Source organism: Siminovitchia fortis (assembly GCF_003605365.2).
Lineage (GTDB): Bacteria > Bacillota > Bacilli > Bacillales > Bacillaceae_C > Siminovitchia > Siminovitchia fortis.
In genome coordinates, this window is sequence record NZ_QYTU02000026.1 from 26,170 (window position 1) to 38,600 (window position 12,431).

Consider the following 12,431-nt stretch of genomic DNA (forward strand, 5'->3'; position numbering starts at 1 on the left):
CAAGGCTTCCTCGAAAAGGCTATGGCGCAGGAGCACATTCTTCCTGAGTAAGCTTTCTTGCGGCTTGATCCTTGCGCCGATGGCGCCTGGAGCTGGACATTATGTAATCTTTGTTTGAAGAGAAAATTCGGTGAAATTTTGCTTTCTTTAACTACGTGGAAAAACAAAAAAACGTGAAGGATTGAATCTCCTCACGTTTTTTGTATCCGTATTAAAAGTGCAGCTTATAAAGTCTATATAAATCAATAATAATTCGTATTATTCGCCGTCCAGCTTCAGCGCCTATCGACTAGCAGACTTCGCGCTTCTTCCTACGATAAGTCAACATCGGCTCGTTCCTCGCCGTGTTTCCTTTATCTCGTCAGAAGCACTCCAGTCTGTACGTCGATAAACAGGCGCTTGCGCTTTCGAGTTAATCATTAGCAACTGATTTTCCTTTGTATGTTCCGCACTCTTTGCAAACACGATGGGCAAGTTTCATTTCACCGCAATTGGGGCACTCTACCATTCCAGGCACACGCAGTTTGAAGTGAGTACGACGTTGTCTTTTAGCCGTCTTGGACGTTCTTCTTTTTGGTACTGCCATTCTTCCCACCTCCTTAAAAGTTGTAGAATCTTATTTTTGTTTTTCATCTTCGTCTTTTTGAAGCAGTTTTGCCAGATCGGCAAGGCGCGGATCAATTTTTTCCTTTTCACGCTCTCTCGCCTCATATAACTGGTCTTCAGTCATTACTTCCCAATCATGTCCGGATGGCAACGATGCATCTTTTTCAGCCTCAGGCGAAAAAACTTGGATCGGAACTTCAAGAAGCACCAGTTCATAGACGACAGGCTTTAAGTCAATGACTCCGCCTTCGACCTCATGAATCTCTTCATTCTCATCGACCTCATAGTCGAGCGGCTTTAATAAAAAGGTTTCGATAGAATGAATATCAAATGGGTATTCAACATCTGCCAAAGTCCTGGAACACGGCAAAGTGAAAGTCCCGGTAATATGAAGATGGAAAGCCACCTTATGGGAATCGACATCTGCTCTTCCCTGTACCCGGATAGGAGAAACCGCTCTGATCTCCGGATCCGCTTTTTTCAGTTCTTCGGCAAGATCAATCGTCTTGTCGAATGTCATCGCCTTATACTCATACTTATGTAATTCGGCAATGGTCCATTTCATTATCATCACCTCTAGGCAACAAAAGTAATTATAGCTTTGCTCATACTGTTTGTCAATAAAATCTTCTTTACACTTGCTGATTGATAAGCCCATTATTTACTTTTCCCCATAAGGTACAATTGCACTCAGACCGTATGATTTAGTGTATTAAAACAAGTAGGCAGGAGCTTATACAACTTTTAGGATATAAACATAGACTATGTGGAAATGCATTTCAGGAGAGGTGAAACAATTTATGAAGAAGGAAGACAGACAGTTTCCAGGCATGGGCGGCTATCCGGGATATGGCGGAGGTTATCCGGGGTATGGCGGCTATCCAGGGTACGGCGGTTATCCGGGCTACGGCGGCTACCCGGGCTATGGATATCATCACGGCTACCATCATGGGCATCATGGACATCATGGGCATCATGGCTATCCGGGATACGGCCACGGATATTACGGTCATAGAGACGACAAATGAGGATATAAGAGGAGGCTTCTCCTCTTATATTTTAAAATTTAAAAAAATAAAGTATGATAAACAGAAGAAGTTAATGCAAGGAGACGATTATATGAGAAGTGTTGGGATCGTTGCTGAATATAACCCATTTCATAATGGACATTATTTTCATTTGAACCAATCAAAAGAGGTTTCGGAAAGCGAAGTTGCCATTGTTGCAATGAGCGGAAATTTTTTGCAAAGGGGCGAGCCTGCCATCGTTTCAAAGTGGACGAGAACAAAGATGGCTTTGCTCGCGGGGGCGGACATCATAGTAGAAATCCCCTATGCGTTCGCTGTTCAAAAAGCGGAGATTTTCGCTTTTGGATCCGTCTATTTGCTTGATGCATTAAAGTGCAGTTCTATATGCTTTGGAAGCGAATCGGGGAGCATCGATCCGTTTTTTCATACTGTGGAACTGCTTAAGGAGCAGGAAGAGAAGTACAATCAAAAGATAAGATTTTATATAAAACAGGGAGTCAGTTATCCGAAAGCCCTTGCCCTTGCATACGCAGAACTTGAAAAAAATAAAGATTCAGTTGATTTATCAAGGCCAAATAATATTTTGGGTTATCATTACATATCTGCAGCCGACAAATTAAATTCAAACATGCAGTTTTTTACAGTAAAACGCAACACAGCGGAACATGATGATGAAACGATCCATGATGATCAAATTGCAAGTGCCACCTCAATACGAAAGCTGATTAAAGAGGAAGGAAATTTGAATCGGATACGTCCCTATGTTCCTGAAAGTACATTCACTGAAATGGATGGATATTATCATACATACGGGCACTTCCATGACTGGGAGGATTATTGGCCGTATTTGCAGTACCGCCTCGCAACTATGGGGGAAGCGGAACTGAATCAGATGTATGACATTGAAGAAGGGCTTCCTTACCGCCTTCAAAAAGCAGCACAAACTGCCGAAAGCTTCCAATCTTTCATGGAAATGGCCAAAACAAAGCGCTATACATGGACACGATTGCAAAGAATATGTGTCCATGCTTTGACCAATACTTCAAGAGCCGATATACATTCCGCCGGAGAAGCACCGGGATATATACGCCTGCTTGGAATGTCCGCCAAAGGAAGAGAGTATTTGAATAAGGTGAAGAAGGATCTGTCCTTGCCCCTGGTTTCCACGATATCCTCTTTCCCGCAGGACATGCTCGCCCTTGACCGGAAAGCGGCTCTTGTCTACTCACAGGCATTGAAAGAGCCCGCGAGAAAAGATCTGCTATCCTTGGAATATGCCCAGCCGCCTATTATGGCCGATTAATCAGAGTTTTCTTTATGCCACCTTTGGATTGCCGCCTGGATCAACGGCAATTTCAATAAGGTGGCTTCTTCCCCTATTTTTATGATCTCTCCGATATTTTTAAAAGCCTTTGCGCTTACATGCTCTACCGGAGGAAGAATCATAATATCCGACTCCACTTCCCTTGCAGCGGTAATCTCTTGCTGCAGTATATCCAAGCTTTGCATGATCACATCATATACCGTAAGGATCTCCGCACGGCGATTCACTCTTGAAACGTCCACCCCTATGACAATATTTGCCCCCATTTCTTTTACGATCGATACAGGGACCCGGTCCGCAACCCCGCCGTCGACCATCAGCCTCCCATTCACCTTTTCCGGTACAAAAACTCCGGGAATGGAAATGCTTGCCCTCACGATTTCCGGAATCGGCCCTTCCTTGAATACAACCTTTTCACCTGTCTGCAAATCCGTCGCAATGACGGCCACAGGGATATCCAAATCTTCAAGCTTCTTCCCCTGCATAAACAGGTGGATTAAATTTTTCACTCTATTGCCTGCGATAAATCCCATTTTTGGAACTGTAAAATCTATATAGTACTGCCTTTTAAAGGCTTTCGATAATTTAATAAGCTGGCTGATATCATGCCCGAAGCCGTAAAAACACCCTATTAGCGCCCCCATGCTGCTGCCTGCAATCATATCTACGGGGATGGAATGATCTTTAAGGGCTTTTAGTACCCCCAGATGGGCAAAGCCTCTTGCTCCCCCGGATCCGAGTGCAAGGCCGATTTTCGGTCTTTTCACATTCACCGCCCCCTTGCCCCATTTTATGGTCTAAATAAGGCTCCTATGAGTATATTGGTTATGTAGGGTCCCTTGGACAAGGAGGTCAGAACTTGAATTTATCAAAAATAAAAACCATTTTCCTTGCCGCAATGGTCACATTAATGGCCGCTTCCATGGTCCTTCTTCCGGATAAATCTTTTGAGGCATCCGTCCGCGGCCTCAACATGTGGTGGGAGATCGTCTTTCCATCCCTTTTCCCTTTTTTTGTACTTTCCGAATTGCTGATAGGGTTTGGGGTCGTTAAATTTATGGGAGTACTGCTGGAACCGTTGATGAGACCGCTGTTCAGGGTTCCTGGAGTGGGAGGGTTCGCCTGGGCGATGGGAATGGCCTCCGGTTTTCCTGCAGGTGCAAAAATAACCGCACGGCTCCGGCAGGAGGGGCATTTGACGCGCAATGAAGCGGAAAGACTTGTATCCTTTACAAATTGCTCAAGCCCCCTTTTTATTTTCGGTGCGGTATCTGTAGGCTTTTTCCATAATCCCAAATTGGGGTTCCTATTGGCTTTTGCACATTATATCGGCAATTTTTCTGTAGGAATCATGATGAGAAATTTCGGCCAGAGGCAGTCCAAAAGAGATAAAAAGGCATATAAACGCCCCCTTTTGACCGAAGCATTGTCAGCTATGCATCAAACAAGATTAAAAAATAAAAAACCGATCGGAAAGCTGGTGGGGGATGCTGTCATTTCATCCATCCACACATTGCTTATGATCGGAGGTTTCATCATATTGTTTTCTGTTGTTAACAAGCTTTTGTTCCACATGCATATTACAGCATTTCTGGCTGAACTGATAAAAGGTTTCCTGATGATTTTCCAATTGCCGGCGTCTTTAAGCATGCCTTCCATTGCCGGTATTTTTGAAATCACTCTCGGAAGCCAGATGACCAGCCAGGTTCACGAAGCAACCCTGATGCAGCAGGCCATCATGGCAAGCTTTATTCTCGGATTCAGCGGTTTCAGTGTTCAAGCCCAGGTGGCAAGCATACTTGCCCAGACTGATATCCGCTTTCGCCCATTCTTTATCGCCCGCATTCTTCATGGCTTTTTGTCGGGTTTTTTTACATTTCTTTTCTGGAAACCTTTCGAACAAAGGTTTTTAAGCGGCCAGTCCACATCCATTCCGGTATTTTTACAGGAATATGACATCTGGTGGGAAAACTTGTTTCATTGGCTGAAACAGTTTGGACCCCTTTTCACCATTCTTATGTTATTGATTTGCATTGCGTTCTATGTACAGACAATGGTGTCAAAAAATTAGATTAATCATGATGAAACTTTTTCTTTAAAGCTTTTTCCACTTCCCAGGGAACGAGCTCTGATATGTCTGCATTGTATTTTGCAACTTCTTTTACAATACTGGAACTCAAAAATGAATACTGGTTATTGGTCATGATAAAAAATGTTTCAATATTTTCATTCAGGACCCTGTTCATTGAGGTGATCTGCATTTCATATTCGAAATCTGAGACCGCTCTCAATCCTCTTATGATTGCATTGGCATGGATGCTTTTTGCATAATCGACAAGAAGGCCGTTAAACGAATCCACTTTGACATTTTTTATATCTTTCGTCACTTTCCGAATCAATTCCGTTCTTTCATCTGTGGAAAATAACGGCTTCTTGGACGAATTGCTTAAAACCACCACGTACACTTCATCAAAAACCTTTGCTCCACGTCGGATAATGTCCAGATGTCCGTTTGTCACCGGATCAAAGCTTCCCGGGCATACTGCGATGCTCGTCATCAGTGCTCCCCCTCTTTTTCTCATGAATATACATAGCCAAACTGCTCATTCCATAGCTGGCACTTTTCACTTGCTCCAGCCCGCCAATCGTTTCCGGAAGCGCCACTTCCGGATCATGCTCGCATATGATGCAGCCCGATTGTTTTAGTAAAGACTTTTTTTCTATCATCTCAAGCAGTGACTCGAGCTTTTGCCTTTTATAAGGCGGATCTAAAAAAATCAGATCAAATTGCAGCTTTCTTTTGTCTATCGCCCTTAATGCACGTTCTGAGTCATTATTGTAAATCTCGCATTTATCATCCATGCCGCATATGGAAACATTCGTCTTGATTGTATGAATAGCCTGTTTGTTATTGTCCACAAAAATTGCAAAATCCATGCCCCTGCTCAGTGCCTCCAAACCGATGCCGCCGCTGCCTGCGTATAAATCAAGGCAGGAACCGCCGGAAAAATAGGGGCCGATCCAATTAAATATCGTTTCTTTCATTTTATCTGTCGTCGGCCTGGTTGATTTGCCCGGGACCGACTTCAGCTTCCTGCCCTTGCAGTTTCCTGATATTACCCTCATATTCGCCACCATTCGTCCTTATTATCGCTTTTTATACTAACACAAAAGCATTCCACAATCTATATTAATCAAATTCGACTTAAGCCTGCGCTCGTTTGCATAACGCATGTATAAAAGTTCTTTTTCAGGTGATAATATGATTAACAACATCGCAGCAGATGTTGTTGCCAACCGCGGAGAAGACTTACGCTTCCCCATAAGTTCTTCCTCCGGTTTCTCCTCTCCCTTTGCCTTCTATTTCGTTAATGCGGAAAATAGAAGGACCCTGCAGTTTTTCTGCAGGGTTTTTTATTGTATATTAATTTCATCGCTGTTTTCCTTCACTTCCAGGTCAAACAGTCCCTTTAGTGCGGCCGCATCCAAATAAATTTCATTTTGGTCCGTGAAAAACGGGTTCTTCTGAAAACCAAACTGCTGCCCGTTTTTGGCAAACAATTTCTTTGAAAAAACAAAATGGTATTTGTCCCCATTCTTTTCAATCATCATCTCATCAGGCTTGGATGGATCCAGTATACGAAAGCCAAGTTTTTTAATTAACGGAATGAAGGATATATAGGTCCGGTCATTTTGAAACAATATTTTAATATCTTCGGCTTTACGTCCTTCTATGTATATTTTCCGCCTGTCCAAAAAATAGAACGGCTGAAAGGCCTTGCCCATATCCGCGTTTTTTTGGAAAAAATCAGTTTTAATCCCCGCCGTATCTTCCAACAGTTCATCCAGCATTTCACTTGTGATCATTTCAGATCCTGCTGAAAGACTGCTTTCAAGCCAGCGCTCAATTTGGTCTTCTGTCAGTACTGATAGCATCGTTTTCCGCATTTTTTCCACCTTATTGTTATGTGCGGGGGTATCCAACATTACGGAGGCTATCAAATCCGGAATCCACTCATTCCCTTTCCTGAATGAGAGCTTTCTTTCAAGCAGCAGCCTTGCAAGCTCTTCTTCAACATTTTTTTTATTCTTCGGCACAATGATCAGTTTTCCTGTTTCCGCCAGTTCTTTTGCATGGCCGGACATGATGATGAACAATTTTTCGTCCGGAACGAGTTTTTGAAAAACTGATGTGTTTAACGGTGGCTTGCCTTCTGAATAAATGGTAAGATGCTGGTTCATTTCCATTGGAGCGAGGGCATTTTCCTGCCAATATAATGGAGGGACCCTGTCTTCCGTTTCAAATACATAATAATCGATGGCCTCCATTTTTTCCATTCCGGCTAATTCCGCCCCGGCTGCCCAGGTGCCATTACGCCAATTATGTTCAGTCAATTGGATCCGGGTTGTTATATTGGGTGCCTCTTCAATTATGGCTCCCCAATCTTCCAGCAAAAGTCCGGAAACTTTCTTCGGCGCTTTAAGTTTATAGGAAAAGGTCAAAGTCTCATCCTTAGCTTTCAATTTGCTGTTGCTTCCATTCACCCACCTGCAGGCTTTATCCTCTCCTGATTTGCAATCGATTTCCATCGCTTTTGCAGGGAACCGGACGCTATACATTCCCTCAGGAAGATTTGCAATAACCTGCTTAACAGCAAATTCATCATGTGTGTGGCGAACGGAAAACGTTTGCTCAATATTTAATGTGGCCGCATCTTTTACAGAGGTATATCCTTTCCACTGGATGATTAAGATGCACCCGACAACGGACGCAAGAATTAATGAAAAGCGAATAACCCTTTTTGTCAACAAGCGATTCCCTCCATTACCAAAAAACGGCCCTGTTTTGGGCCGCCGCTCTTAAAGACCTAACCTATAATCGTATTCCTTCGCTTTGTCGGGCTTCGCATTTTCAAATTCCGTCTTAAGAAAAGGCTTGTAGGATGGCTCCACTTTTTTCACAAACGGGAGTGATTCCAATTTTTCCGACAAAGCCTCCAATTCGCTTTGATTGCAATAGAGTACGGCATATTTCAACCGTTTGGAGACAAAATGTACATTTCCAAAGCGCCTGAGCATTTTTGTATTTTTTAAATTATACAGCCATATGATTAATCCCTGTCTTTTTGTAAACATATTTGTTCCCCTTTTTATTGCTTTCCTGGTGGTTATGCAGAGCATCCGCAACCGGAGCCGGTTCCGCATCCTCCAGAGCATGATGAACCTTTATCAAAAAAAGGATTGCCGGTATCCACTTTGATATTGGCGGAAACAGCATGGCTGACAATCACACTTATTTGATCCAGCAATGCTTGCAGATCATTCTCCGCCTTCCGGAAGTTTGCAACATTTTCGTCGAGATCCATCTCCCGTTTAAGCTCTCTCGTCTTTCTCATGATTTCTTTATATTCGGGATGGTAGCGCCCGAACCTTTGGACATCTTCGTATAACTCTTTCATTTTGACGAACGCTGCAATTTTCTTTCTTGTATTGGCATCTTCCTGCAATTTATGATAGTAATGCCGATACCGCTCGGCAATATCTGTTTCCCGAATAAGTTCTCCAAGCGCTTCGGCGCTCTCGATGATTTCAATCCTTTCAAGTGTAGCAAGCAAAGAGCTCACCTCCACCACTTATTTTACCATGTTTCCCGTTAGACGGCACCATCAACCGACTGTTGCCGTAAACTTTTTGCTGATCCCAAGCTTCCTATTGTCCTTTCCTACTATTTCAATTTTAAATGTGTGGACACCGCTTGGAATTTCCTTAACAACGAAGGCGGCTGTGTCATATTCATTGTACAATTGTCCGTCAATATATAAAAGGGCTTTCCCTGATTGCCTGTCCTTGGCATCGGAAAAAGAAATGCCGGGAATAAAACATTCAATATATAATGAATTGCCCTGGACACTATGGCGTACCGTCATTTCCTTGCTGCTTACATCATTTGTTTCCATCGCTTTAGCTTTATCGGCTTCAGGATCCGGCAGCCTTTGTGCACATCCGGCAAATATGAGAACAATCAATATATATGCCGTCATTTTTTTCAACGTCATCACCTCTTGCCTTTAGTTTTCTCCCCAAAGGATAAGGTTCATGCAAAAAATAAGAACACATAAATTTTTTATGTGTTCTGAATTCATGATTTCATAGCCTGTAGCATCCCCATCATCATTGAAGCCATTTGGACGCCTCTGGAGAACTTCTCGACCCGGTGAGGAATCGTCTTTTCAAAATAATGGCTGGAGGCAATTTCAAACTGTTCCAATAGCTCGGGCTTGCGGGAAAGTGTCCGGTACCACCGCGGCTGTTCCCGTATAAAACGCTTCAATTCATTATTGGCATATATATATTGCAATACATCCGCCCTCATTCCTCTCACTCCTTTTCCTTAATCTTTCCGGAATGAAAATGGATTTCTCGGGGCTTCATTTTGCGGTGGTATATTTTCTTGGCTGTTTTGGCTGTTTCCTTGGAATTGGGCCAGAACTCCTTGGATCGCTCCTATGGCCTCGCTCAAATTGTTTATATGGTGCTGCATTTGATTGGCATCCATCTTTTTAAACATTCCGGTCAATTGCTGTACCCATTTTTTCTCATCGTTTTTTTGATCAGGTGCCTTGGTTGGGCTTTCTTTTTTATATTGGGTCCATTTCGGATCGTCTTCACCGAGCAAATACCAATCCTCATATAGTTCCTGCCAGGTGTATTCTTCATTTCTTACCAATTTTATGAGGTTTGGATGCTCTTTAATAAATGATTTGAATCGTTCTACCGATGGATGAAGCTTTTTCCCGGCCATCACAATCACCTCAATTTATCCTCCATTTATATTATGATAATGGGGCATGATTGTTCATCGCAAACGGGAAACGCTTCATATTTCGGACGGCCTGACAAAGTTCTGTGTATATTTTTTCTTATAGACCCCCACACCGAGCAAGGTATAGTCCTTATCCAAAAGTGCTTTGCGGTGGTTTTCCGAATTAAGCCAGCCCTCAACCGCAGCAGGCCCGTCAACATAGTCGGCCGCTATATTTTCTCCGGCTGTCTGGAAGGGAACCTTCCCTTTCTTCAACCGTTTTGACAAGTCGCCGAAGGCCGGGGAATCATGCGCAAAATATTCATTTTCACTCATATCCTTACTATGCCCGTATGCCACTTCGGCAACTTCTTCATCCCATTCCAGTTCAGGGAGATCAAAGCGCATGCGGAAGTTGTTCGTCAGATCAAAGATCTGCTTTTCGCTTCCCCTTTCAATGGCTTCCCAGTCATCTTCCCCCGGTTCTTCCGGGCCGATCAAATCACCGCTGTAAATCAGCTCATACGGCCGCTGGCTGATAAGCGTCTTTTTGTCCAAAAATCTGACACTGAACAATGAACCGGTGAACTTATCAATGGACAGCTGGGCAAAAATATCGCCGAGCTGTATGAGCGGCCGGATATTCAAGTCCTCTTCCGATAATTCGAATCGATAACTTCCCTCTTTTGTATTCACTACAATTTCTGTCTCAAGTACAGTTGACCGGTAAATATTCTCAACCGGTTGATCTATTTTAAACGGTGCGATATTCAACTGGCTTCCAACTGCATATATGGTAACAACCTTACCGTCCTGAATACCGGCCTGCATATATGAATCAAGTTCATCATTGTAGACCCACCATTCATACCCGTAGGCAGAAGGATCCTTCCGGTCGGGCTCACCGAAACCTTCAATCAGATCAGTCTCCGGCCTCCCGATAAAGGAACCCAGTCCTTCGGCGGGCTGCTTGTCGGAATCGGTTATGTCGATATGGGGGATCGCCTCGTCATTGTCATGTTTTGGAGGAAGTGAAAAGGTATCATCTTTTATGGGGCCCGTTTCTTCAGGGGAATATATATAAAAGCTTATAACGATCAATGCTGCCGTAAAAAACATGATTCGGAATAAGTTACGCAGTTTTACCCCTTCTCTCTATGGCTCTCATTATTTAGGTTAAATTATACCATTTCCCCGCGTATGAACATATAGCAAAAATAAGAAAAACCCTGATTTACAGGGTTTTTTGATTGTTTAGGAAATAAAGCGCTTAAGTTGTTGATAACCCATTATCTTTTTGTGCTACGTCCGGCTTCAGCGCCTATCGACTAGCAGACTTCACGCTTCTTCCTACGATAAGTCAACATCGCTCCGCTCCGCTGCGCGTGTTGTCCGGCTGCGAGTGCCATCGGCTCGAGGTCATAAGCCAATCGCTGCTGAAGGCAAACTACGCCTTCTACAGCGCTCGTCTTATGCTTGTCGCCGATAAGCAGGCACTCTCCGCACTTCCTTATCCTTTATCTCGTCAGAAGCGCTCCAGTCTGTACGTCGATAAACAGACGCTTCCGCCTTTGTTCATTGGACCTAGTGTATCGCCTGTTCTCCATCATCTTCCGAGATTTCTGACAGTGCATGCTTAGCCTGATTGTCAGTTAAATCCCTGACCGCCAAATCCCCAAGTGCGACGATGCCGACCAATTCTCCATTTTCGACAACCGGCAGGCGGCGAATCTGCTCTTTTGCCATTAACCGTGCTGCTTCCTGCGTTGTCGTATCAGGAGAAACTGTAAACAGGTTTTCGCTCATAATATCTTCCACCTTGGATGAAGGCGGTTGTTTTTCGGCGATACAGCGAAGAACGATATCCCTGTCCGTGATGATTCCCATCAGTCTTTTATTTTCCACAATCGGTATGACACCGACGTCCAGTTCTTTCATTTTCATAGCCACTTCGAAGATATTATCTTTCAGCGAACAAGTTTCGACATCCTTTGTCATAATGTCACCAATATGGGTCATTTCTTATTCCTCCTCAACAATTTTTTCAATTCATACGTTTCCTATCGTCACCAATATTGGCCGGATTATACGTGCATAACGCGGACCGGGAGACGGCAGGCAAATTATATTTGATTTCGTTGCAAGAAGGTGTTTTTTCGACTATTATAAAATATGGGGTAATACTAGCGGCCTGAATTATTAGGAGGGAACTTTAATATGAAGTTTGAAAACATCGGATTAGAATCATTTAAAATTGATTTAAACCGGCTTGACGAAGTAATGAGCAAAAACCGCATGGTGCGTGCAGGTCAATGGGACTATGAAAGAGTGACATACGACCATAAATTTGTTATTCAAGAAGGTACATATTACTTGCGTATTCCAGGTTATGCCATTGAAGGAGATGTAGGAAGCGGCAAAGCTTTGATTCAATTGATGACCCCGCTGCTTGGAAAGCATTATTATCCCCATGGTGTGGAATACGGAGAAGATGAGGTTTTCCCTGCTTCACTTGTAAAACAGTGCAGCCAAATGTTAGAGGCGATCAAGAAAGAAGTTGAAGTATTTGCAGAGTGATACCATCCTGAACACGGAAAATATCCGTGTTCTTTTTTTGTAACCATATAAAAAATTTGATCTCTATACTATAATTTGTATAAAGAATTTTATA

General features: G+C 43.3%; 17 protein-coding genes. 4 read left to right on the forward strand and 13 right to left on the reverse strand.

The genetic code is table 11. The annotated features are described in order from the left end of the window. Positions 1-412 precede the first annotated feature (412 nt). Together rpmF and D4N35_RS11995 are read right to left on the reverse strand one after the other, a co-directional pair. Positions 413-586 carry a 50S ribosomal protein L32 gene (rpmF, locus tag D4N35_RS11990; RefSeq protein ID WP_120073902.1) on the reverse strand — a complete coding sequence of 58 codons (174 nt, stop codon included), beginning with the start codon at positions 584-586 and terminating at the stop codon, positions 413-415. A gap of 30 nt (positions 587-616) precedes the next feature. Continuing rightward, positions 617-1,171 (reverse strand): YceD family protein, encoded by a 555-nt coding sequence (locus tag D4N35_RS11995; RefSeq protein WP_120073905.1) that lies wholly within the window; start codon positions 1,169-1,171, stop codon positions 617-619. A 235-nt stretch (positions 1,172-1,406) separates the two neighbouring features. Here D4N35_RS11995 and D4N35_RS12000 point away from each other — a divergent pair, with 235 nt between their 5' ends. Further along, positions 1,407-1,634: a hypothetical protein gene (locus D4N35_RS12000; protein ID WP_120073907.1), complete on the forward strand. Its 228-nt coding sequence runs from the start codon at positions 1,407-1,409 to the stop codon at positions 1,632-1,634. A gap of 91 nt (positions 1,635-1,725) precedes the next feature. Beyond that, complete coding sequence (locus D4N35_RS12005) at positions 1,726-2,937, forward strand: nucleotidyltransferase (RefSeq protein WP_120073909.1); 1,212 nt, start codon at positions 1,726-1,728, stop codon at positions 2,935-2,937. On the opposite strand, the gene D4N35_RS12010 is transcribed toward D4N35_RS12005, so the two are convergent. After that, positions 2,934-3,725 (reverse strand): patatin-like phospholipase family protein, encoded by a 792-nt coding sequence (locus D4N35_RS12010; protein ID WP_120073911.1) that lies wholly within the window; start codon positions 3,723-3,725, stop codon positions 2,934-2,936. The two genes, D4N35_RS12005 and D4N35_RS12010, sit on opposite strands and share 4 nt — an antisense overlap. 92 nt (positions 3,726-3,817) lie before the next feature. Between D4N35_RS12010 and spoVV the strand changes: the two genes are divergently transcribed. Continuing rightward, the gene (spoVV, locus tag D4N35_RS12015; RefSeq protein WP_120073913.1) at positions 3,818-5,029 is read left to right on the forward strand and encodes a dipicolinic acid transporter SpoVV; all 1,212 of its coding nucleotides are present in this window, start codon (positions 3,818-3,820) and stop codon (positions 5,027-5,029) included. A 1-nt stretch (position 5,030) separates the two neighbouring features. Here the strand turns inward: spoVV and coaD are convergent, their stop codons facing one another. The 10 genes from coaD to D4N35_RS12065 all read right to left on the reverse strand — a co-directional run bounded on the left by coaD (position 5,031) and on the right by D4N35_RS12065 (position 11,779). After that, positions 5,031-5,516 (reverse strand): pantetheine-phosphate adenylyltransferase, encoded by a 486-nt coding sequence (gene coaD, locus D4N35_RS12020; protein WP_120073915.1) that lies wholly within the window; start codon positions 5,514-5,516, stop codon positions 5,031-5,033. Further along, positions 5,482-6,084: a 16S rRNA (guanine(966)-N(2))-methyltransferase RsmD gene (rsmD, locus tag D4N35_RS12025; RefSeq protein WP_120073917.1), complete on the reverse strand. Its 603-nt coding sequence runs from the start codon at positions 6,082-6,084 to the stop codon at positions 5,482-5,484. Before rsmD ends, coaD begins: the two co-directional genes overlap by 35 nt. Before the next feature lie 288 nt (positions 6,085-6,372). Further along, positions 6,373-7,770, reverse strand: coding sequence for a hypothetical protein (locus tag D4N35_RS12030; RefSeq protein WP_120073919.1), 1,398 nt, complete (start codon positions 7,768-7,770; stop codon positions 6,373-6,375). 48 nt (positions 7,771-7,818) lie between these two features. Next, the gene (locus D4N35_RS12035; RefSeq protein ID WP_120073921.1) at positions 7,819-8,094 is read right to left on the reverse strand and encodes a YlbG family protein; all 276 of its coding nucleotides are present in this window, start codon (positions 8,092-8,094) and stop codon (positions 7,819-7,821) included. A gap of 32 nt (positions 8,095-8,126) precedes the next feature. Then, on the reverse strand, positions 8,127-8,573 hold the full coding sequence (locus tag D4N35_RS12040) for a YlbF/YmcA family competence regulator (protein WP_120073923.1): 447 nt from the start codon (positions 8,571-8,573) through the stop codon (positions 8,127-8,129). Positions 8,574-8,624: 51 nt separating this feature from the next. Further along, positions 8,625-9,008, reverse strand: coding sequence for a hypothetical protein (locus D4N35_RS12045; protein WP_120073925.1), 384 nt, complete (start codon positions 9,006-9,008; stop codon positions 8,625-8,627). Between the two features lie 89 nt (positions 9,009-9,097). Further along, entirely contained in the window at positions 9,098-9,331 is a 234-nt protein-coding gene (locus D4N35_RS12050; protein ID WP_120073927.1) for a YlbE-like family protein, read from the reverse strand. An 18-nt stretch (positions 9,332-9,349) separates the two neighbouring features. Then, positions 9,350-9,760: a YlbD family protein gene (locus D4N35_RS12055; protein ID WP_120073972.1), complete on the reverse strand. Its 411-nt coding sequence runs from the start codon at positions 9,758-9,760 to the stop codon at positions 9,350-9,352. 75 nt (positions 9,761-9,835) lie between these two features. Beyond that, positions 9,836-10,879, reverse strand: a complete 1,044-nt coding sequence (locus D4N35_RS12060) for a CAP domain-containing protein (protein ID WP_120073929.1) — start codon at positions 10,877-10,879, stop codon at positions 9,836-9,838. Positions 10,880-11,344: 465 nt separating this feature from the next. Continuing rightward, positions 11,345-11,779: a CBS domain-containing protein gene (locus tag D4N35_RS12065; protein WP_120073932.1), complete on the reverse strand. Its 435-nt coding sequence runs from the start codon at positions 11,777-11,779 to the stop codon at positions 11,345-11,347. A gap of 198 nt (positions 11,780-11,977) precedes the next feature. Here D4N35_RS12065 and D4N35_RS12070 point away from each other — a divergent pair, with 198 nt between their 5' ends. Continuing rightward, positions 11,978-12,337 (forward strand): YugN family protein, encoded by a 360-nt coding sequence (locus D4N35_RS12070; protein WP_120073934.1) that lies wholly within the window; start codon positions 11,978-11,980, stop codon positions 12,335-12,337. Positions 12,338-12,431: the final 94 nt, after the last annotated feature.

Bases quoted from the DNA above. Each gene is read 5' to 3' on its own strand.
- D4N35_RS12035 (WP_120073921.1), bottom strand. From the start codon at position 8,094: ATGTTTACAAAAAGACAGGGATTAATCATATGGCTGTATAATTTAAAA.
- coaD (WP_120073915.1), bottom strand. From the start codon at position 5,516: ATGACGAGCATCGCAGTATGCCCGGGAAGCTTTGATCCGGTGACAAAC.
- D4N35_RS12005 (WP_120073909.1), top strand. From the start codon at position 1,726: ATGAGAAGTGTTGGGATCGTTGCTGAATATAACCCATTTCATAATGGA.
- D4N35_RS12055 (WP_120073972.1), bottom strand. From the start codon at position 9,760: ATGGCCGGGAAAAAGCTTCATCCATCGGTAGAACGATTCAAATCATTT.
- D4N35_RS12070 (WP_120073934.1), top strand. From the start codon at position 11,978: ATGAAGTTTGAAAACATCGGATTAGAATCATTTAAAATTGATTTAAAC.
- D4N35_RS12060 (WP_120073929.1), bottom strand. From the start codon at position 10,879: ATGTTTTTTACGGCAGCATTGATCGTTATAAGCTTTTATATATATTCC.
- D4N35_RS12000 (WP_120073907.1), top strand. From the start codon at position 1,407: ATGAAGAAGGAAGACAGACAGTTTCCAGGCATGGGCGGCTATCCGGGA.
- D4N35_RS11995 (WP_120073905.1), bottom strand. From the start codon at position 1,171: ATGAAATGGACCATTGCCGAATTACATAAGTATGAGTATAAGGCGATG.
- rpmF (WP_120073902.1), bottom strand. From the start codon at position 586: ATGGCAGTACCAAAAAGAAGAACGTCCAAGACGGCTAAAAGACAACGT.
- rsmD (WP_120073917.1), bottom strand. From the start codon at position 6,084: ATGAGGGTAATATCAGGAAACTGCAAGGGCAGGAAGCTGAAGTCGGTC.
- D4N35_RS12065 (WP_120073932.1), bottom strand. From the start codon at position 11,779: ATGACCCATATTGGTGACATTATGACAAAGGATGTCGAAACTTGTTCG.
- D4N35_RS12050 (WP_120073927.1), bottom strand. From the start codon at position 9,331: ATGAGGGCGGATGTATTGCAATATATATATGCCAATAATGAATTGAAG.